The organism is Oxalobacter formigenes (assembly GCF_002127965.1).
Taxonomy (GTDB): domain Bacteria; phylum Pseudomonadota; class Gammaproteobacteria; order Burkholderiales; family Burkholderiaceae_D; genus Oxalobacter; species Oxalobacter formigenes.
On the sequence record NZ_CP018787.1, the window covers coordinates 212133 to 230493 of the forward strand.

At 50.0% G+C, this 18361-nt stretch carries 20 protein-coding genes; 12 read left to right on the forward strand and 8 right to left on the reverse strand.

Translation table 11 applies throughout. The annotated features are described in order from the left end of the window. Positions 1-45: 45 nt before the first annotated feature. Complete coding sequence (locus BRW83_RS01090) at positions 46-570, reverse strand: Dps family protein (RefSeq protein ID WP_005882329.1); 525 nt, start codon at positions 568-570, stop codon at positions 46-48. 474 nt (positions 571-1044) lie between these two features. Here BRW83_RS01090 and BRW83_RS01095 point away from each other — a divergent pair, with 474 nt between their 5' ends. The 4 genes from BRW83_RS01095 (at position 1045) to BRW83_RS01110 (ending at position 4539) form a co-directional block, all read left to right on the forward strand. Then, positions 1045-2052, forward strand: coding sequence for a 2-dehydropantoate 2-reductase (locus tag BRW83_RS01095; RefSeq protein ID WP_005882784.1), 1008 nt, complete (start codon positions 1045-1047; stop codon positions 2050-2052). Positions 2053-2231: 179 nt separating this feature from the next. Then, the gene (locus tag BRW83_RS01100; protein WP_005882785.1) at positions 2232-3461 is read left to right on the forward strand and encodes a pyridoxal-phosphate-dependent aminotransferase family protein; all 1230 of its coding nucleotides are present in this window, start codon (positions 2232-2234) and stop codon (positions 3459-3461) included. Positions 3462-3694: 233 nt separating this feature from the next. Next, positions 3695-4240 carry a YggT family protein gene (locus tag BRW83_RS01105; protein WP_005882327.1) on the forward strand — a complete coding sequence of 182 codons (546 nt, stop codon included), beginning with the start codon at positions 3695-3697 and terminating at the stop codon, positions 4238-4240. Next, positions 4237-4539: a DUF167 domain-containing protein gene (locus BRW83_RS01110; protein ID WP_005882325.1), complete on the forward strand. Its 303-nt coding sequence runs from the start codon at positions 4237-4239 to the stop codon at positions 4537-4539. Before BRW83_RS01105 ends, BRW83_RS01110 begins: the two co-directional genes overlap by 4 nt. A gap of 4 nt (positions 4540-4543) precedes the next feature. Here the strand turns inward: BRW83_RS01110 and ampD are convergent, their stop codons facing one another. Continuing rightward, complete coding sequence (gene ampD, locus BRW83_RS01115; protein ID WP_005882323.1) at positions 4544-5131, reverse strand: 1,6-anhydro-N-acetylmuramyl-L-alanine amidase AmpD; 588 nt, start codon at positions 5129-5131, stop codon at positions 4544-4546. Positions 5132-5192: 61 nt separating this feature from the next. On the opposite strand from ampD, the gene BRW83_RS01120 reads away from it, so the two are divergent. After that, a complete protein-coding gene (locus tag BRW83_RS01120) occupies positions 5193-5744 on the forward strand; it encodes a GNAT family N-acetyltransferase (RefSeq protein ID WP_005882322.1) in 552 nt (183 codons plus the stop codon). Here BRW83_RS01120 and BRW83_RS01125 read toward each other — a convergent pair. Continuing rightward, positions 5720-6007 carry a PP0621 family protein gene (locus tag BRW83_RS01125; protein WP_036603298.1) on the reverse strand — a complete coding sequence of 96 codons (288 nt, stop codon included), beginning with the start codon at positions 6005-6007 and terminating at the stop codon, positions 5720-5722. The two genes, BRW83_RS01120 and BRW83_RS01125, sit on opposite strands and share 25 nt — an antisense overlap. 142 nt (positions 6008-6149) lie before the next feature. Between BRW83_RS01125 and BRW83_RS01130 the strand changes: the two genes are divergently transcribed. Next, positions 6150-6860, forward strand: coding sequence for a YggS family pyridoxal phosphate-dependent enzyme (locus BRW83_RS01130; RefSeq protein ID WP_005882320.1), 711 nt, complete (start codon positions 6150-6152; stop codon positions 6858-6860). A gap of 29 nt (positions 6861-6889) precedes the next feature. Here BRW83_RS01130 and BRW83_RS01135 read toward each other — a convergent pair whose 3' ends face one another. From BRW83_RS01135 to recG, 5 genes are all read right to left on the reverse strand, one after another. After that, complete coding sequence (locus BRW83_RS01135; protein WP_231284522.1) at positions 6890-7195, reverse strand: YqjK family protein; 306 nt, start codon at positions 7193-7195, stop codon at positions 6890-6892. 42 nt (positions 7196-7237) lie between these two features. Beyond that, positions 7238-7597, reverse strand: a complete 360-nt coding sequence (locus tag BRW83_RS01140; RefSeq protein WP_005882317.1) for a phage holin family protein — start codon at positions 7595-7597, stop codon at positions 7238-7240. Positions 7598-7613: 16 nt separating this feature from the next. Continuing rightward, a complete protein-coding gene (locus tag BRW83_RS01145; protein WP_005882316.1) occupies positions 7614-7934 on the reverse strand; it encodes an ElaB/YgaM/YqjD family protein in 321 nt (106 codons plus the stop codon). 110 nt (positions 7935-8044) lie between these two features. Then, entirely contained in the window at positions 8045-8902 is an 858-nt protein-coding gene (gene ubiA / locus BRW83_RS01150) for a 4-hydroxybenzoate octaprenyltransferase (RefSeq protein WP_005882315.1), read from the reverse strand. 60 nt (positions 8903-8962) lie between these two features. After that, positions 8963-11005, reverse strand: coding sequence for an ATP-dependent DNA helicase RecG (gene recG, locus BRW83_RS01155; RefSeq protein ID WP_005882314.1), 2043 nt, complete (start codon positions 11003-11005; stop codon positions 8963-8965). Positions 11006-11109: 104 nt separating this feature from the next. Here recG and malQ point away from each other — a divergent pair, with 104 nt between their 5' ends. The 6 genes from malQ to secF all read left to right on the forward strand — a co-directional run bounded on the left by malQ (position 11110) and on the right by secF (position 18359). Beyond that, positions 11110-12654 (forward strand): 4-alpha-glucanotransferase, encoded by a 1545-nt coding sequence (malQ, locus tag BRW83_RS01160; protein WP_315897820.1) that lies wholly within the window; start codon positions 11110-11112, stop codon positions 12652-12654. A gap of 83 nt (positions 12655-12737) precedes the next feature. Then, positions 12738-13769, forward strand: a complete 1032-nt coding sequence (gene queA, locus BRW83_RS01165; protein WP_036604103.1) for a tRNA preQ1(34) S-adenosylmethionine ribosyltransferase-isomerase QueA — start codon at positions 12738-12740, stop codon at positions 13767-13769. A 36-nt stretch (positions 13770-13805) separates the two neighbouring features. Next, on the forward strand, positions 13806-14933 hold the full coding sequence (gene tgt / locus BRW83_RS01170) for a tRNA guanosine(34) transglycosylase Tgt (RefSeq protein ID WP_005882310.1): 1128 nt from the start codon (positions 13806-13808) through the stop codon (positions 14931-14933). Between the two features lie 187 nt (positions 14934-15120). Then, positions 15121-15447, forward strand: a complete 327-nt coding sequence (yajC, locus tag BRW83_RS01175) for a preprotein translocase subunit YajC (RefSeq protein WP_005882307.1) — start codon at positions 15121-15123, stop codon at positions 15445-15447. A 68-nt stretch (positions 15448-15515) separates the two neighbouring features. Continuing rightward, complete coding sequence (secD, locus tag BRW83_RS01180; RefSeq protein ID WP_005882305.1) at positions 15516-17387, forward strand: protein translocase subunit SecD; 1872 nt, start codon at positions 15516-15518, stop codon at positions 17385-17387. A gap of 30 nt (positions 17388-17417) precedes the next feature. Next, the gene (secF, locus tag BRW83_RS01185; RefSeq protein WP_005882303.1) at positions 17418-18359 is read left to right on the forward strand and encodes a protein translocase subunit SecF; all 942 of its coding nucleotides are present in this window, start codon (positions 17418-17420) and stop codon (positions 18357-18359) included. The last annotated feature ends 2 nt before the right edge of the window (positions 18360-18361 follow it).

Sequence of the window (18361 nt, forward strand, 5' to 3'; positions counted from 1 at the left end):
CTTGCCATTCTGGAATGGCAAGGCGTTCTTTTCTCTTGACGCAAATTACTTCTTCTTGCGTTTTGCGGCAGCAGTAACGACTGGCGCACTTCCGTTTTCCAGCAGGCTTCTCAGCATCCATGCATTTTTTTCATGAATCTGCAAACGCTGGGTCAACAGATCCAGTGTCGGCTGGTCATTGGCCTTGTCGGCAATTTCCAGAACTTCACGGGCTGTACGGGTGACTGTCTGCGAACCGATAATGACATCACGGATCATGTCTTCCGCAGCAGGAACACCTTCCGTTTCCTTGATGGAAGAGAGTTTCGCAAAATCTTTCATCGTGCCCGGAGCAGGGAAACCGAGCGAGCGGATACGTTCTGCGATCTCATCCAGCGCATTCCACAATTCGGTATATTGATCCATGAACATGACGTGCAAGGTCTGGAACATGGGACCGGTGACGTTCCAGTGGTAGTTATGGGTTTTCAGATACAGGAAAAAACTGTCAGCCAGCATACGGGACAAACCGTTACTGATGGCTTCTCTGTCTTTGTCACTGATTCCGATTTCAATTCCAGGGATATTCATTATCTTTCTCCTTCGTTATCAGATTGATTTCCGGGAAATCACATTTTTCGGGACTGAATATATCAGCGTGACAAGTCGCTTTGTTTCGGAAAGCAGCAATATCATTTTGATTTTGAAATATTGTAACGTTATTTCTGAAATTGTTCTGTCCGGCAACTTTTTTCCGACCATTGGAAATGGACTTTCATGACTTCTCAACCGACGGCAAGAAAACAATAATAAACCATTGTTATCAATGATTTAAACGAATTCAGCATCACAACAGATCGATTATTCTATACCAGAGCCAAACTCCGCAAAAAATAATTTTCAAAAAAAATTTCATTTTTCTTTTCAATTAGCCAGTGAATTTACGAAAATTTACCGATTTTCACCTTATACTTATTCTTGATACTTAAATATATTTGTTTTTCCATCTTAAAGGCCATATAAAACCAGCCTGTTTGGTGACGACTTGTTTAAAAGGGAAAGAACATGAAAATTGCGATCATAGGAGCCGGAGCGATAGGAGGCTACGTAGGAGTGAAACTGGCGTTAGCGGGAGAAGACGTCACCTTCATCGTGAGGGGAGCCAACCTCGAGGCCATCAAGAACAACGGCATGAAGCTGATAATGGAAGATGGAACCGAGCACGTCGCAAAAAACGTCAAAGCCACGAACAGCTACGATGAAGCGGGTCCGCAAGACATGGTCATTCTGGCCTTGAAAGCCCATCAGGTAGACGCGGTAGCGGAAGACGTGCCCAAACTGTTCGGGCCGGACACCGTCGTCGTCACCATGCAAAACGGCATTCCGTTCTGGTACTTCCACAAACACGGAGGTCCACACGAAGGCAAGCGCGTCCAGAGCGTCGATCCGACAGGACTCATCAGCGCCAAAATTCCGGCAGACCGCATATTGGGTTGCGTCGTCTACCCGGCTTCCGCATTGATCGCTCCTGGCGTCGTCCAGCACATCGAGGGAGACCGTTTCCCGATCGGCGAACTCGACGGAAGCATCACCGAGCGGGCCCAGAAAGTGTCCGAAGCCTTCATCAACGCCGGCTTCAAATCGCCGATTCTGGAAAACATCCGTTCGGAAATCTGGTTAAAGCTGTGGGGCAACCTCACCTTCAACCCCATCAGCTCCCTGTCGCACTCCACATTGGTCGACATCTGCCAATTCCCGTTATCGAGAGAGCTGGCAGGAGACATGATGATAGAAGCCCAGAGAATCGCCAACAAACTCGGCATCGAATTCCGTGTTCCACTGGAAAAGAGAATCCGTGGAGCTGAAAAAGTCGGCAAACACAAAACCTCCATGCTGCAAGACGTAGAAGCGGGAAGAGCGCCGGAAATCGACGCCCTCGTTGGATCCGTTGTTGAACTGGGACGCATCACCAACACAGCCACCCCGCACATCAACACCGTCTATGCGTTGGTCAAACTGCTGGCCAAAACCATGGAAGAAGAAAACGGCAAAGTCAAACTGGAATCCTGTTGAATCGGCGATAAAAAAAAACGACACAAACCCCTGTCCTGTCCCAACAAACAGGACAGGACAACCAGAAAGCATCCCAAGAGACCCAAAATGGGGGAAAATAATGCCCTAGGACATTAATTCTCGTTAGGCCCCAAAAAGAAACCTGACAAACCCTTTATTTCCTATAGAGACATAAAATCATGGCAGCAAAAAAAATCAGCTCATTCCATCCACCACAACGCGTCCTGATGGGCCCGGGCCCCTCCAACATCAACCCGCGCGTATTGGCCGCAATGAGCCTCCCCGTCATCGGATACATGGATCCGGCCTTCGTCGACATGATGGCCGAACTCAAAACCCTGTTACGTTATGCCTTCCAGACAGACAACCAGCTGACCTACCCGATCTCCGGGCCCGGTTCCGTTGGCATGGAAAGCTGCTTCGTCAACATGGTCGCTCCTGGCGACAAAGTCGTCGTCTGCAGAAACGGCGTCTTTGGCGGTCGCATGATCGAAAACGTCGAACGCTGCAAAGGCACCCCGATCATCGTCGAAGGCACGTGGGGAGAACCCGTTGACCCGAACGCTGTGGAAGACGCATTGAAGAAAAACCCCGACGCCAGAATCGTCGCGTTCGTTCATGCCGAAACCTCCACCGGTTGCGTTTCCGACGCCAAAACCCTGGCAGAGGTCGCTCACAAACACGACTGTCTGACCATCGTCGACGCCGTCACCTCCCTGGCAGGCTGTCCGTTGAAAGTCAAGGAATGGGATCTGGACGCCGTCTACTCCGCCAGCCAGAAATGTCTGTCGTGCACTCCGGGCCTGTCCCCGGTCACCTACTCCGACCGCGTCATCGACTATGTTACGGGAAGAAAAGACAAGGTCCAGAGCTGGTTCATGGATTTGAATCTCATCCTGAACTACTGGGGTCACACCGTTCGTACCTATCACCATACTGCACCGATCAACGGCCTGTTCGCCCTGCACGAAGCCCTGTTGCTGCTGAAAGAAGAAGGCATCGAAAACACCTGGGCAAGACACCAGAGACACTATCAGGCCCTGAAAGCCGGCTTTGAAGCCATGGGTCTGAAATTTCTGGTCAAGGAAGAAAAAGACAGGTTGCCGCAGATCAGTACCATCATGGTACCGGAAGGGATTGACGAAGCGGAAGTCAGATCGAAATTGTTGTCTGAATTCAACGTTGAAATCGGTGCCGGATTGGGACCGTTGGCAGGCAAGGTCTGGCGTTTCGGTCTGATGGGATATACGGCGAACTCGGCCAATGTGATGTTGTGTCTGTCGGCTCTGGGTTCGATTCTCTCGAAGATGGGGTATCCGGTCAAGGTCGGTGAGGCTGAGGCTGCCGCTCATCAGTCTTATGCCAATCAGCATACGTCCATGGCTCAGAAGGCTCGCTCCCGCTCCTGATTCCTCTCTTCTATCCCTTTATTCATACGCCCGCTTAACGCGGGCGTTTGTGTCTGAAAGCGAGCTCCAGTAATATACGTACCTCGCATCACTTTTATTAAGCAGTGCGATACGTCGTTATACCTGTTCTGCCGGATCGTCATTAAGGAATAATCAATGCCGACCGGAGCGACTCTGATAGACTCGTCAAAACACAACCGGACAAGTCATCGAATTGATGTAAAGGATAAACCGTGCTGTACAGTATTCTGAAAATGATCATTGATGCCGCCACAACCATATTGGGTGGCGCTTTTCTGCTGAGATTTTTGATTCAGGTCGTCCGGGCCAGACCCCCGATGCGAATTGCCAATCTGATTTTCCAGTTGACCGACTGGGCAATCAAGCCTTTGCGCAAGGCTATTCCCGGTAAAGGCGGCTATGACTGGGCATCCATCGTTGCAGCCGTTTTGATGGCGGTAATTTCAGCCCTGTTCGACACCTGGCTGATCAATTATTTTGCCGTAAAAGTCATCGTTTTCCTGACAGCCCTGTCCCTTTTGCACTGGATTATCTATGGTTTCATGGGTCTGCTCGTAATCGAAGCCGTGTTCAGCTGGGTCAATCCTTTTGCGCCGGTCGCGTCGTTCGTCCGTGAACTGAATGCACCTTTGCTGAATCCGATCCGGCGATTCATTCCGACGCTGGGCGGTTTCGACTTTTCAACCCTGATCGCTTTTTTCCTGCTTCAAATCATTTCGCGAGTCGTCACCAACCTTATCCTGTCCAATCTGATATGACGAAGGAATGGTTATCCAGAACTAACGCAGGATACCGGATTGCCGTACAGGTCAGCCCGAATGCGAAAAAAACGGAAATTGTTTCGTCTGACGGTGAAGCCTTGCGCATCAGATTACAGGCACCACCTGTTGACGGCAAAGCCAATGAAGCGCTGGTTCAATTCATTGCGAAAAAACTTCGAACCCCAAAGAGGAACGTTAGCATAACGCACGGTCTTTCCGCAAAACACAAACTGCTTGAAATCGGTTTGCCCGACATCCCGGAAGAAGAGCTCGAAAAACAACTGCTTTCTTCCTGAACGTTTATTCAATCCAGAAATCAGGCAAGGCATTTCCTGTTTCAGATGTACTGGTTTCTCCCAGCATTTTTTTATAAAGCTGCCAATCGAAAAACGGGCCCGGATCGGTCTTTCTGACCGGAGCGATATGCTGATGACCAGTAATGGTTTTCAGGGAATAACGCCGACGCAACGCATCCGTCAGGGACACAAGCGTCTCATACTGCTCGGGCTCGAATGAAACAAAATCCGTCCCTTCCAGTTCGACTCCGACAGAAAAATCATTACATCCTTCCCGCCCCTTGAAAGATGAAACACCGGCATGCCATGCACGTTTATCGGCCGATACGAACTGGAACAGGCTGCCATCACGTCGTATGAAAAAATGGGAAGACACTTTCAGTGCGCGTAACTGGTCAAAGAAGGGATGCGCATTACAATCCAGTCGATTAAGAAACAGATCGGCGATACAATGGCCACCAAACTGTCCGGGAGGCAAGCTGATATTGTGTATAACCAGCAGATCGATTCCCTGATTGTCGGGACGATCGTTCTGGTTGGGCGAAGCCAGACGTGTCGCTTGCAGGCACCAGCCTTCTTTGTCGATATCCATGGGCAGTAGTAACTCGAGTGAAAGTATTTTCAATTAAAAACCATTATTGCCTTTCTTTCAAATGCTTTTGGAAACAGAACGCCTTGTCCTGCGCAAAATCACCCGAAAAGATTTTCCCGATCTTTGCAAAATGCTTCAGGACGCTGATGTCATGTGGGCATACGAACATGCCTTTACCGATCTTGAAGTGACTGTCTGGCTGGAACGACAACTGGAACGCTACCGGGAAAACGGTTTCGGCCTGATGGCCGTCATATTGAAAGCGACAAATGAACTGATCGGGCAAACGGGCATCACTCTGCAGGACTGGAATGGCCGTCATGTTCCTGAGATAGGCTACATCTTCAACAAGGCACACTGGCATATGGGTTATGCAATCGAAGCCGCTTCAGCCTGTAAACAATATGCCTTTGAGACACTCGGGTTCAATGAAGTGTATTCCATCATACGGGACAATAATATCCCGTCCCAAAAAGTGGCCACCAGAAACGGCATGGAAAAGATCGGCGAGACAATCAAGTTTTACTATAACGTATACATGCCTCACACCATTTACCGGATCACCCGGGACGAATACCGGAACAGCAATCAGGATTTCCTGGATGAGAAATAAGCGGCACTGTGTTCCCGGCAACAGAAAATTTTTCCGGAATGTTCCAATGCTTCCGAATCCGGGATATAAATTCCACATTCTTCACAACAGACCATCTGTTCCACTTCACCCCGCCTCTGAATATGGGGACGTGGAGGAGGGGAGGCATTCCGGAATGGATTTTCACCGTGCTGAAAATTCTGTCTGATGATGAAAATACGGGAACTGCGCCGCAATTTGGCAATAATTGCAGCGATGACCAAAGCGATAATCAGTAACCACATCCATCCCATTTCCAGTCTCCCGTACAAAGTCGCCTGTCCAGTAAAGCGGCTTTAACATCATTTACGACAATGATTAATTTTCTCTTCGTCTTTATAATGAAAACGAAACAATATTGAGTCTATCACATTGACGTTCTCAATCATGACCGACATTACAAACCATTTACAAACTATTACCAAAAACATTGAGGCAGCCGCCAGCAAAGCCAATCGTGGTCCCCATACGGTTCATTTGCTCGCCGTTTCCAAAACCCGGCCGCCAGAAGATATTCTTGAAGCAGCCGAAGCGGGGCAACTCGCTTTCGGTGAAAACTATGAACAGGAAGCCGTCTCCAAAATCGAGTCTATCCGCCAATCCCGGCCGGATCTGAAACTGGAATGGCATTTTATCGGCCCCATCCAGAGCAACAAGACCCGTTCCATTGCCGAGCACTTCGACTGGGTGCATTCAGTGGATCGGGAAAAAATCGCACGACGCCTTTCCGAACAACGACCGGAAAATCTTCCGCCGCTGAATGTCTGCCTTCAGGTCAATATCAGCAAGGAAAAAACCAAAAGCGGCGTATTGCCCGAAGAAGTGTCCGTTTTGGCAAAAGCGGTTTCGGCAATGCCGAATCTGCGATTGCGTGGTCTGATGGCTATCCCGGAACCGGAAAGCGATCCGGTGAAACAGCGCGAGCCTTTTTCTGCAATGAAAACCCTGTTCGACCAGCTGGTTCAGTCAGGATACGATCTGGATACCTTGTCCATGGGCATGTCGGACGATATGGAAACCGCCATACAGGAAGGCGCGACAACCGTGCGTATCGGCACAGCCATCTTTGGCAAACGGAGTTATCCGGACAAACAGTGAACGGACAAATTTTTTAAGCCAGCCGGAAATTATTTTTTTCGTCTGGCAAGAAACCCCAGCACGAATGACAGAACCGGTTTGAACCGGCGCCATGTTTTGAACAGGACTGTTGCCGATACAGCCCATGAAATGATGCGGCGTGGGCGCAACGCCAGCAATGTCAGAATAACAGGTGCGACAACAAGAGGATTTTTCTTGATCTTGTTAAAGCCGCTCAGGAACCCGAGACCTTTCGACACAATATCCGGCATCTGAAACAGTGAAAGCGCCTCGACCGCCAGTTTCTCGCGCAAAAGAGCGCTCTGAACCAGTAGTTCCGCCTTTCGTTTCGTCATTTTGTTGGATGAGTCAGCCATCGGGTATAGATTTATTTATGCTCAGGATGTCAGACGATCGATATCTTTTGCTATTTCCTGACATGTCAGGGCCAGCATCTTCGGTTTTCTGGCAAAGCTTCTCTTCACTCCGATAGCGATTCCCAGCGTGACCAGTCCGAAAAAGACAATCAGCCCGATCATGGCAGGTATCCGGTAGGATTCCCAGCAAAGGACGATGATCAGGATAACGGCAAGCAATATCGTCAGCGCAAGGCAAAAGAGACCCGCGAGCGATAACAAAAGATAAGCGAGAAGACGAGTCCATTCCTCTTCCACTTCTATTGAAATCAGCTCGAAACGTGTCTTCAGGATGGCAAGTACCGTACCCGCCACCCTGACAAAAGAATCGCCCAATGCCATAAGCTATCCGTAAACTTTATTTTTTACGAGCAATCAGGATGCCGACGAGAACACCGACGGCGGCAACGATACCGGCTGCTTTCCAGGGATTTTCCTTGACATATTCCGCTGTACAGACTGCCGCATCTTTTGCTTTTGTAACAACGATGTCTTCCAGTTCGCCCAAAGCGAATTTGGCGTCGACGAGCGTCGATTCCAGTTTCTTCTTGGCATTCTGGTAGGTTTCGCTTCCCTGATGCGTACTGTTTTCCAGTACTTTTTCAGCGTCGTTGATGATCGATTTCAGGCTTCCCATCAGTTTGTTACCGGATTGTCCTGCATTTTCCAGAATTTCCATATTCTTTCCTCCCTTTTAACTTATGTAAAAAGTGTATTTCGACAATGAATAATTTAACAGACAAGCACGACAATTGCCAAAAACTTTATGCGTTTTTCATAGGATAAACCTTAACGTAACGCATAGTCCAGTGCAATGCCGAGGAATATAAACGCACCCAGCCAGTTATTGTGACGAAAAGCGAAAAAACAAGCGTTTCTGTCACGATTTCTGATCAGTCTGTAATGATAAGCTGCACACAAGACAGCCAGTGACCAGCCCATGACAAACCATTTTCCCAAACCGGTGAAAATTCCTGCAAACAACACGATGATGAGCATCATGAAATAGCAGGCCATCACCGCCAGCACATCATAACGGCCGAAGGTAATGGCCGACGTGAAAATCCCGATTTTCAAATCGTCGTCACGGTCCACCATAGCGTATTCAGTATCGTATGCCAGCGCCCAGAAGATATTAGCCAATAACAAAAACCATGCGATCCAGGGCACATTATTTTGTACCGCTGCAAACGCCATCGGAATGCCGAACCCGAAGGCGATACCGAGATAAGCCTGAGGCAAGGCAAAAAAGCGCTTGAACAGTGGATAAGTGGCCGCCACGACAAGGGCAATGACGGACAAACCGACAGTCAGCCAATTCAGGGACAACACCAGCAAAAAGGACAAAAACGCCAATGAGCAGGCGACCCAGACAGCTTCGAGCGGCCTCAGTTTTCCGGACGTGAGCGGTCGATCGGCGGTTCTTTTGACATGCCTGTCAAAGTCCCTGTCGGCAAAATCGTTGATAGCACACCCGGCCGAACGCATCAAGACCGTCCCGAGAACAAAAACGAGGACCAGATACCAGTCGGGCTTGCCATCAGAAGCGATCCACAGGGCACATAAAGTCGGCCATAACAGCAAAAGGGAACCGATCGGCTTGTCGAGACGCACAAGTCGCAAATACAGCATAAACCGGTTTTCCATTACATCAGATTGTGTGGTCATTCCAAGGCAAAACAATTGAATTGATAAATTAAAACCCGATCAGACGTTCAGGTATTCTTCCCTGTAATCCAGCCATCGCGCAAGATGTTTTGACATAATCGTATCGCTGTCCGGCAATTTGCCGTTTAACAGGTCTTCGGCAAGCGACGCCGCTTTTCCGATCAGGTCAACATCTTTTTCCAGATCGGCAAAACGCAGCATGGCCTGTCCGGACTGGCGGGCGCCCAGAAATTCTCCGGGCCCCCGGATTTCCAGATCGCGCTGGGATATGACAAACCCGTCATTCGTTTCCCGCATCGTCATCAGCCTTTTCTTCGCCGTGTCTCCCAGAGGTTTCTGATACATCAAAAGACAAACACTGTCGATGCTTCCCCGACCGACACGTCCCCGTAACTGGTGAAGCTGCGACAAACCGAAGCGTTCCGCATGCTCGATAATCATCAGGGACGCGTTCGGGACATCCACGCCGACTTCAATAACCGTGGTTGCAACAAGCACATGAATCCGCTTTTCCAGAAAATCCGTCATGACCGCCTGCTTTTCCGCCGCTTTCATGCGCCCGTGTATCAACCCGACAGACAATTCATTCAGTGCTTCCGTCAGAATCGCATGCGTTTCGACCGCTGTCTGCAACTGCAAGGCTTCTGACTCTTCGATCAGCGGGCAAACCCAGTAAACCTGCCGTCCGCCCAGTGTCGCCGCATGAATCCGTTCGATGACCTCATCACGACGTTTTTGATCGATCAGTCGCGTCACAACCGGTTTTCTGCCCGGAGGAAGCTTTGCAATAACGGAAACGTCCAGATCGGCATAAAAAGTCATCGCCAGCGTTCTGGGAATCGGGGTGGCACTCATCATCAGCTGGTGCGGAATGATTGACTCGGCATTTCCTCCCTTGTTTCTCAACACAAGCCGTTGGCCGACGCCGAAACGATGCTGCTCGTCGATAATAGCCAGCCCCAGATTGGCGAAACGGACGCTCTCCTGAATCAGGGCATGTGTTCCGACAATGAATTGCGCCTCTCCGGACCCGATCAGGGACAATACCTCTTCCTTTGCCTTCTTTTTCATGCTGCCGTTCAGCCAGACAACAGAAATACCCAAAGGCGCCATCCATTCATTCAATCGCTGAAAATGCTGCTCGGCCAGAATTTCAGTCGGAGCCATCATCGCTACCTGAAAACCATTATCGATGGCTTGACAGGCAGCAATGGCGGCCACCACCGTCTTGCCACTGCCGACGTCGCCCTGAAGCAATCGCTGCATCGGCCAGGCCTTCACAAGGTCTTCGCGGATTTCGGCAACTACTTTCTCCTGTTCGTCCGTCAGGGTAAAAGGCAAACTCCGGATGAATGCTTTTGTCAGTGAACCCGGCGCTTTCAGGACATTCGATTTTTGACGGCGCCGCGCGATCTGGGCGCGCCTCATCGACAGTTGCTGCGCCAGAAGTTCGTCAAACTTCATGCGTTCCCAGGCCGGATGAGTACGGTCAAGCAAGGCATTTTCATCCGCATTGGCCGGGGGATTGTGCAAATAACGAATGGACTTTTCAAACCCGGGTAAATCCAGTTTGTTCAAAAGCGCATCAGGCAATGTATCCGAAAGATCGATTCTCTCCAGCGCCTCATTGATCGCCTTGCGCAAAAAATTCTGGGAAACTCCTTCGCTCGTGGGATAAACAGGGGTCAATGCATCGGGAAGAGGCGTGTTTTCATCGACGATTTTATAGACCGGATGAACCATTTCCATGCCGTTGAACCCCTGCCTCAGCTCACCGCGCGCCCGAACCCGCTTCCCGAGCGCCAGCTGCTTTTGCTGGCTGGCGTAAAAATGCAGAAAACGCAAAACAAGCTGGTTTGCACCATCTGAAAGGAAAACGACGAGTTGCCGCCGTGGCCGGTACTGGATTTCGGATAAAGTGATGACTCCCTCGGTCTGTATATGGCCGATCCGGCGGAACATGGCCTCGGCAAGACTGGTCAATTTCGTCTCATCCTCATAACGGGACGGCAAATGCAGCACCAGCTCCATATCCGTGTGGATACCGAGACGTTCCAGCTTGCCTGTATTCGTTTTATTCAAATCGTCTGTCCGGAGAGATGGTTAATTTATCCAATTTTCACAAGACCGTATTTCAAAATCCGTATGAGAATAGTTTAATCCGTTATCATAGGCCTTGATTTTATATTGACCCCGAACGGATTCAAAAATTTTATCCATTTATGAAACTGACACGGAAAAGCGGCATACTTCTTCATCCTACCTCATTACCGGGCCCATACGGTTGCGGAGATCTGGGAACCGAGGCTTATAACTTCGTCAACTGGCTGGTATCCGCACGTCAGTCTTTATGGCAAATGTTGCCGTTGGGCGATATCGGTGCTGGTAACTCCCCCTATATGAGCCCTTCTGCATTCGGCGGAAACGTCCTGCTGATCAGCCTTGAAAAATGCCGGGATGCAGGATGGCTGAAAAGTGAAGAACTGATTCCGGATTCCGCTTTCGAAACGGCTCGTGTCAATTATCCGGCCGTTTCGCGATACAGGATTGAACGCCTGAAACTGGCGTCAAAGCGATTTTTTGACTCGACAGAAAAAAATCCGCTGAAATCCTTTCTCGATTTTTGCCAAACAGCGGCTTTCTGGCTCGATAATTACGCTCTTTTCAAATCCATCACTGACATTTACAAGACTGAAGAATCCGGCTGGCAAACATGGCCAAAGCCTCTCGCGCAACGCGACAAAAAGGCCCTGTCAGAGTTTTCCGACAATCATGCCGAAGAAATACGCTTCTGGAAATTCTGCCAATGGTGCTTTCACGAACAATGGACGGATTTACACGCTTATTGCCATTCAAGAGATATCGATATTATTGGCGACGTGCCTATTTTCGTTTCATTGAACAGTGCTGATGTCTGGGCCAATCCGGAACTGTTTGAACTGGATGAAACCGGTTTTCCGACTGCCGTTGCCGGTGTTCCTCCTGACAAATTCAGCGATACCGGCCAGCATTGGGGCAATCCCCTCTATCGCTGGAAAATGCATGCCAATACCGGTTATGACTGGTGGGCCCGTCGCATGAAATACATGCTGCAACTGTACGACACTGTCCGGATCGACCATTTCCGCGGTTTTCAGGCTTACTGGGCCATTGCTGCCGATGCAAAAAAACCGTCAGAAGGCCAATGGATGCCGGGGCCGGGGGATTCTTTTTTCGATGCCCTGAAAAAAGAACTCGGTTCGCTCGGTTTCATAGCGGAAGACCTCGGCGTCATCACACCGGCAGTCAATGAACTGAGAAAGAAGTACGAATTGCCCGGGATGCGTATTCTGCAATTTGCATTCGACCATAACCCCGACAACCCCTATCTCCCTCACAATTACAAACCGGATACCGTCGTCTATACTGGTACGCACGATAACGATACGACCCGTGGCTGGTGGAGCTCGCTTTCCGAATGGGACAGGGACTTTACGCGCCGTTACCTGAGTATTAACGGCGAGTGGATCCAATGGGACATGATCCGTTCAGCCTGGTCGTCAACAGCGGCGTTTTCATTGACGCCTTATCAGGATGTCCTTGGCCTTGGTTCAGAGGCAAGGATGAATACTCCGGGTAACAGCACCGGCGCGTGGGGCTGGCGTTTTTCGTGGGATCAGGTTGAAGGCTGGTATTCCGATTTCCTTGCCCAAATGACAGAAATATACGGACGCACTTATTCTCGCCATTAAACACGGATATACTGTCGATTTCCTGAAAACTATTTGTTTTTTATTCATTTAGGCTATTGAAGTAAAGAATGGCCTGTTTTGGCATGTATACACTTTCCGATTTCGATTTTGATTTACCAGAGGAATTGATCGCCCAATTCCCTTTACCTGAACGCAGCGCTTCACGCCTGTTGCTTGTTGACGAAAAAAAGATCGCCGATTCCCGTTTTTACCACCTGATCGACCATCTGTCCGAAGGCGACCTGCTTGTTTTCAACAATACCAAAGTCTTGAAAGCCCGCTTTTTCGGTTCCAAGGCTTCCGGCGGTAAAATCGAAATCCTGATCGAACGTATTCTCGATAACCGGAATGCATTGGCCAAAATCAGGGCTTCCAAATCCCCGAAAGCCGGCAGCATCATCCGTATCGACGATGAAATCGACGTGTCCGTTACGGGTAGGGATGGAGAATTCTTTATCCTGCAATTTCCTTCCGATATCTTCAAGATACTGGAGGAACACGGCCATCTTCCCTTGCCTCCCTATATTGAAAGGGCGGCCGACTCATTCGATGAAAAACGATATCAGACTGTTTTTGCCAGGGAATTGGGAGCGGTCGCCGCACCGACTGCCGGCTTGCATTTCGATGACGAATTGATGGAAAAACTCCGGCAAAAAGGCATCAGTTTCGCCTATCTGACGCTTCATGTCGGCGCAGGCACGTTCCAGCCCGTCCGCAGTGAAAACCTGTCAGAACACCAGATGCATACCGAGTGGTACACCATTCCCGAAGAAACCGTCGAAGCCGTCAAAACCGCGCAGCAGGGCAAACACAAGGTCGTCGGCGTCGGCACGACCAGCCTTCGTGCGCTGGAATCCGCTTCTCAAACCGGTAAACTGAAAGCCGGCAGTAACGAAACGTCGCTTTTCATCACTCCGGGTTATCAGTTCCAGACAGTCGATCACCTGATCACGAATTTCCATTTGCCGAAATCGACCCTGCTTATGCTGGTTTCCGCTTTTGCAGGATACAACCTGATCAAAAAAGCGTATGCGCATGCCATTGCCGAAAAATACCGTTTCTTCAGCTATGGTGACGCCATGTTGCTGAAATGCATTTCCCATAAAAACGGCTGAGCCGATTATTGACCATTTCAACCGGGAATCAGACACATGCTTGATTTTGAACTTATCAACACCTCGTCAAATGCCAGAAGAGGGCGTTTGAAACTGGCACACGGCACCGTTGAGACCCCGATTTTCATGCCAGTCGGAACGTATGGTTCCGTCAAGGCCATGTCGCCGGAAAATCTGGACGATATCGAGGCACAAATCATCCTCGGCAATACCTTCCACCTCTGGCTTCGTCCCGGACTCGACGTCATCGGGCAGTTTGGCGGCCTCCATGATTTCATCGGCTGGGACAAACCGATATTGACCGACTCAGGTGGATTTCAGGTATTTTCGCTCGGCGCGATGCGCAAAATCAGCGAAGAGGGCGTCAAATTCGCGTCCCCCATCAATGGCAGCAAGCTTTTTCTGTCGCCCGAAATATCCATGCAGATCCAGCATGTGCTGAATTCGGACATCGTCATGCAATTCGACGAATGCACACCGTATCTGATCAATGACAGACCGGCGACCAAAGACGAAGCTGCCCAATCGATGCGCCTGTCTTTACGCTGGGGACAACGTTCAAAAGACGAATTCGACCGGAATGAAAACAAAAATGCCCTCTTTGGCATCGTACAAGGCGGTATGTTCACCGATTTGCGTGACGAATCTCTGGCCGGCTTGTCACAGATGGGATTCAACGGCATTGCCATCGGCGGTCTTTCCGTGGGTGAACCAAAGGAAGAGATGAACCGTATCCTGTCCCATATCGGGCCGCGCCTGCCTGCACACATGCCCCATTATCTGATGGGCGTCGGCACTCCTGAAGATCTGGTTGCCGGGGTTGCCAATGGCATCGACATGTTCGACTGCGTCATGCCAACCCGGAATGCCCGCAACGGATGGCTTTTCACACGCTTTGGCGATATCCGAATCCGCAACGCCCGATATAAGGACGACGGCAAACCACTGGATGAAACCTGCCAGTGTTACGCCTGTCGTCATTTTTCCCGTGCCTACATTCATCATTTGAACCGTGTCGGCGAAATTCTCGGGGCGCAACTCAGTACGATCCATAATCTTCACTATTACCTGCAGCTTATGAATGACATGCGTAAAGCCATTGAAAACGACCGGTTCAACGAATTTACCGCACAGTTTCATGCGGAACGACAAAGAGGCATATAAGCGATCTCTTTAATATTGACGGGTTGTCATTGCCCTGTTTTATTGAAATGACATCATTTCGCTTTCAATATTCAATGGATTTGGCCAAAAAAAACGTTATATTTTCCTGCAAACCGCATAAATGCATGAAAACACAGCGCATAGTGCTAGAATCCTGTGTTAAACAAAAATCCAAACTGGAGATGTTATGTTCATTACCAACGCATACGCCCAAACCGCTGCATCCGGTTTCAGCTTCGATAGCATGGGAAGTTTTCTTCCACTCGTACTGATGTTTGCCGTCCTGTACTTCCTGATGATTCGCCCCCAGCAGAAAAAACAGAAAGAACAGCGCGAAATGATCAGTGCCTTGACGGTTGGCGACGAAGTGTTGACTTCCGGCGGGATCGTCGGAAAAATCACGAAAGTTTCCGACAACTTTCTGACATTGCAGATCGCAGAAGGCACGGAAATCCTCATTCAGAGAGCATCCATTGTTTCAATGCTCCCGAACGGCACCATCGAAACGCTGTAACAGACCCAGAATATTGCGACTGGATTGCCAGTTCAGAATGAACCGGCATTTTCAAACCCTGAATCATTATGAATCGTTACCCACTCTGGAAATACCTCGTCATTGCCGTAGCTATCGTTTTCGGCATTATTTACACACTTCCGAACTTTTTCGGTGAATCACCTGCCGTCCAGATCAGCAGTGTCCGGTCGACCGTCAAAATCGATACTCCCATGATGGGGCAGGTCGAAAGCATATTGAAAGACAACAATATCGAGACTGACGGCATCTTCTTCGACAACAGCGGCATGCATTCGACCATCAAGGTCCGTTTTACCAACACCGAAGTCCAGTTCAGGGCAAAAGAAGTGCTCGAAAGCAAACTGAATGCCGATCCGGCTGACCCGACCTACAGTATCGCTTTCAATCTCTTGCCGAATACGCCGCAATGGCTCCAGAGCCTGCATGCCTTGCCGATGTATCTCGGTCTTGACCTTCGTGGCGGTGTTCATTTCCTGATGCAGGTTGACGTTGATGCGGCTTTGAATTCCAGAATCGCGGGTATGCAGACTTCAGCACGCAATCTCTTGCGTGAAAAGAACATCCGTTATTCCGGCCTGATCCGTGTCCGCGATACGATCGAAATGCAGTTTACCGATGCCCAGACTCGCCAGCAGGCTGAAAAAATCTTCAAGGGCCAGATGTCCGATGTCACGCTGCGTGAAGATGGCGGCAACAAACTGATCCTTTCCTTAAGCCCTGAAGCCGTCAAACAGGTCAAGGAAAACAGTGTCAAACAGAATATCGCCACCCTGTCCAAACGGGTCAACGAACTCGGCGTTAACGAACCGGTCATCCAGCAACAGGGGGCAGACCGTATCGTTGTCCAGTTGCCGGGCGTTCAGGACGTTTCGCGCGCCAAAGACATTATCGGCCGTACCGCCACACTCGAAGTCCGCATGGTGGATGAATCGGTTACCCGCGGCACCGAGGAATCCGTTGCCGTACCGCTGGGTTCTGAACTCTTCCGCCTCGGCAAGGGTGCACCAGTCGTCCTGTATAAAGACCCGGTCATTACCGGCGATTACATTTCCAATGCCTCCGCAAGCTTCGACCAGTACCAGCAACCAGCCGTCAGTATCGACCTGAACGGCGATGGCGGTCGCAAGATGCGTCAGGCAACACGCGGCAAAATCGGCAAGCTGATGGCCATCGTCCTGTTTGAAAAAGGCAAGGGCGAAGTCCTGACTGTCGCCTCCATCCGTGACGAACTGGGTTCCAAATTCCAGATCACCGGCATGAACACACCTGAAGCGGCGACCGATCTGGCCCTGCTCTTGCGCGCCGGTTCACTGGCCGCCCCGATGCAGATTATCGAGGAACGGACGATCGGACCTCAACTCGGCGCAGAAAACATCACGAAAGGTTTCCTGTCCACCCTGTACGGGTTTGCCGTCGTTTCCATCTTCATGATTCTGTACTACATGGTTTTCGGTCTCTTCAGCGTCATTGCCCTGTCGGTGAATCTTCTGCTGCTGATCGCCATTCTGTCTCTCATGCAGATTACGCTGACACTGCCGGGTATTGCCGCTATTGCGCTGGCTCTCGGTATGGCGATCGACTCGAACGTCCTGATCAATGAACGTATCCGTGAAGAACTCCGGATGGACCATTCCCCGCAAACGGCTATTTCAAACGGGTTCGCACATGCATGGGCAACCATTCTCGATTCGAACGTGACGACTTTGATCGCCGGCCTGGCACTATTGATATTCGGTTCCGGACCGATTCGCGGCTTCGCGGTCGTTCACGTCATCGGTATTCTGACGTCGCTTTTCTCTGCCGTCTTCGTTTCCAGAGGCATCGCCAATCTCTGGTATGGACGAAGAAAGAAACTCACGTCACTTTCGATCGGTCAGGTATGGAGAGGCCATACCCCGTCGGATTACACAAAAAATTAATTTATATACGGATAATTAACAGGACCGATTATGGAATTCTTTAGAATCAAAAAAGATATTCCCTTCATGCGCCATGCGCTGATATTCAATATCATTTCACTGATCACTTTTCTGGCTGCCGTCTTTTTCCTGTGGCACAAGGGATTGCATCTTTCCGTCGAGTTTACCGGCGGTACAGTCATGGAAGTCAATTACCAGAAAGCCGCTGATCTGGAAGGCATTCGTGGCACGATCAGGGAACTGGGATTCGGTGACGATTTTCAGGTTCAGAATTTCGGTCGTGCACAGGATGTCATGATCAACCTGCCCCTGCAGAAAGATGTGACCTCCGCAGAACAAAGCGCCAGGGTAATGGCTGCGCTGACCCAGCAGAATCCTGATGTCCATTTGCAACGGGTCGAATTCGTCGGGCCGCAGGTCGGGGATGAACTGACCCATAACGGATTGATGGCACTGGGAATGGTGGTCATCGGCATCATCATTTATCTGGCATTCCGGTTCGAGTGGAAATACGCCATATCGGCGATTATCGCGAACCTTCACGATATCGTGATCATTCTCGGGTTCTTTGCATTCTTCCAGTGGGAATTTTCGCTTTCAGTTCTGGCGGCCGTACTGGCGATTCTGGGGTATTCGGTGAATGAATCGGTCATTATTTTCGACCGGATTCGCGAAAACTTCCGCAAGATGCGCAAAGCGTCCGTCAAGGAAATCGTGAACCACGCCATTACCAGCACGATTTCAAGAACAGTCATCACCCACGGCTGTACCCAGATCATGGTTTTATCGATGCTGATTTTCGGTGGCCCGACCCTGCACAACTTTGCCATTGCACTGACCATCGGTATCTGTTTCGGCATTTATTCTTCCGTTTTCGTTGCTGCCGCCATCGCTATCTGGCTTGGCATCAAACGTGAAGATCTGGTCAAGCCGGTCAAGGAAAAAGGCAACGCCGACGGCGCTGTTGTCTGATC

Coding starts and splice junctions, on each gene's coding strand:
- queA (WP_036604103.1), top strand. CDS start 12,738: ATGTATACACTTTCCGATTTCGATTTTGATTTACCAGAGGAATTGATC.
- BRW83_RS01130 (WP_005882320.1), top strand. CDS start 6,150: ATGACCGACATTACAAACCATTTACAAACTATTACCAAAAACATTGAG.
- BRW83_RS01145 (WP_005882316.1), bottom strand. CDS start 7,934: ATGGAAATTCTGGAAAATGCAGGACAATCCGGTAACAAACTGATGGGA.
- BRW83_RS01100 (WP_005882785.1), top strand. CDS start 2,232: ATGGCAGCAAAAAAAATCAGCTCATTCCATCCACCACAACGCGTCCTG.
- yajC (WP_005882307.1), top strand. CDS start 15,121: ATGTTCATTACCAACGCATACGCCCAAACCGCTGCATCCGGTTTCAGC.
- BRW83_RS01125 (WP_036603298.1), bottom strand. CDS start 6,007: ATGTGGTTACTGATTATCGCTTTGGTCATCGCTGCAATTATTGCCAAA.
- BRW83_RS01140 (WP_005882317.1), bottom strand. CDS start 7,597: ATGGCATTGGGCGATTCTTTTGTCAGGGTGGCGGGTACGGTACTTGCC.
- BRW83_RS01095 (WP_005882784.1), top strand. CDS start 1,045: ATGAAAATTGCGATCATAGGAGCCGGAGCGATAGGAGGCTACGTAGGA.
- BRW83_RS01135 (WP_231284522.1), bottom strand. CDS start 7,195: ATGACGAAACGAAAGGCGGAACTACTGGTTCAGAGCGCTCTTTTGCGC.
- ampD (WP_005882323.1), bottom strand. CDS start 5,131: ATGGATATCGACAAAGAAGGCTGGTGCCTGCAAGCGACACGTCTGGCT.
- secD (WP_005882305.1), top strand. CDS start 15,516: ATGAATCGTTACCCACTCTGGAAATACCTCGTCATTGCCGTAGCTATC.
- BRW83_RS01120 (WP_005882322.1), top strand. CDS start 5,193: ATGCTTTTGGAAACAGAACGCCTTGTCCTGCGCAAAATCACCCGAAAA.
- BRW83_RS01090 (WP_005882329.1), bottom strand. CDS start 570: ATGAATATCCCTGGAATTGAAATCGGAATCAGTGACAAAGACAGAGAA.
- BRW83_RS01110 (WP_005882325.1), top strand. CDS start 4,237: ATGACGAAGGAATGGTTATCCAGAACTAACGCAGGATACCGGATTGCC.
- tgt (WP_005882310.1), top strand. CDS start 13,806: ATGCTTGATTTTGAACTTATCAACACCTCGTCAAATGCCAGAAGAGGG.
- ubiA (WP_005882315.1), bottom strand. CDS start 8,902: ATGGAAAACCGGTTTATGCTGTATTTGCGACTTGTGCGTCTCGACAAG.
- secF (WP_005882303.1), top strand. CDS start 17,418: ATGGAATTCTTTAGAATCAAAAAAGATATTCCCTTCATGCGCCATGCG.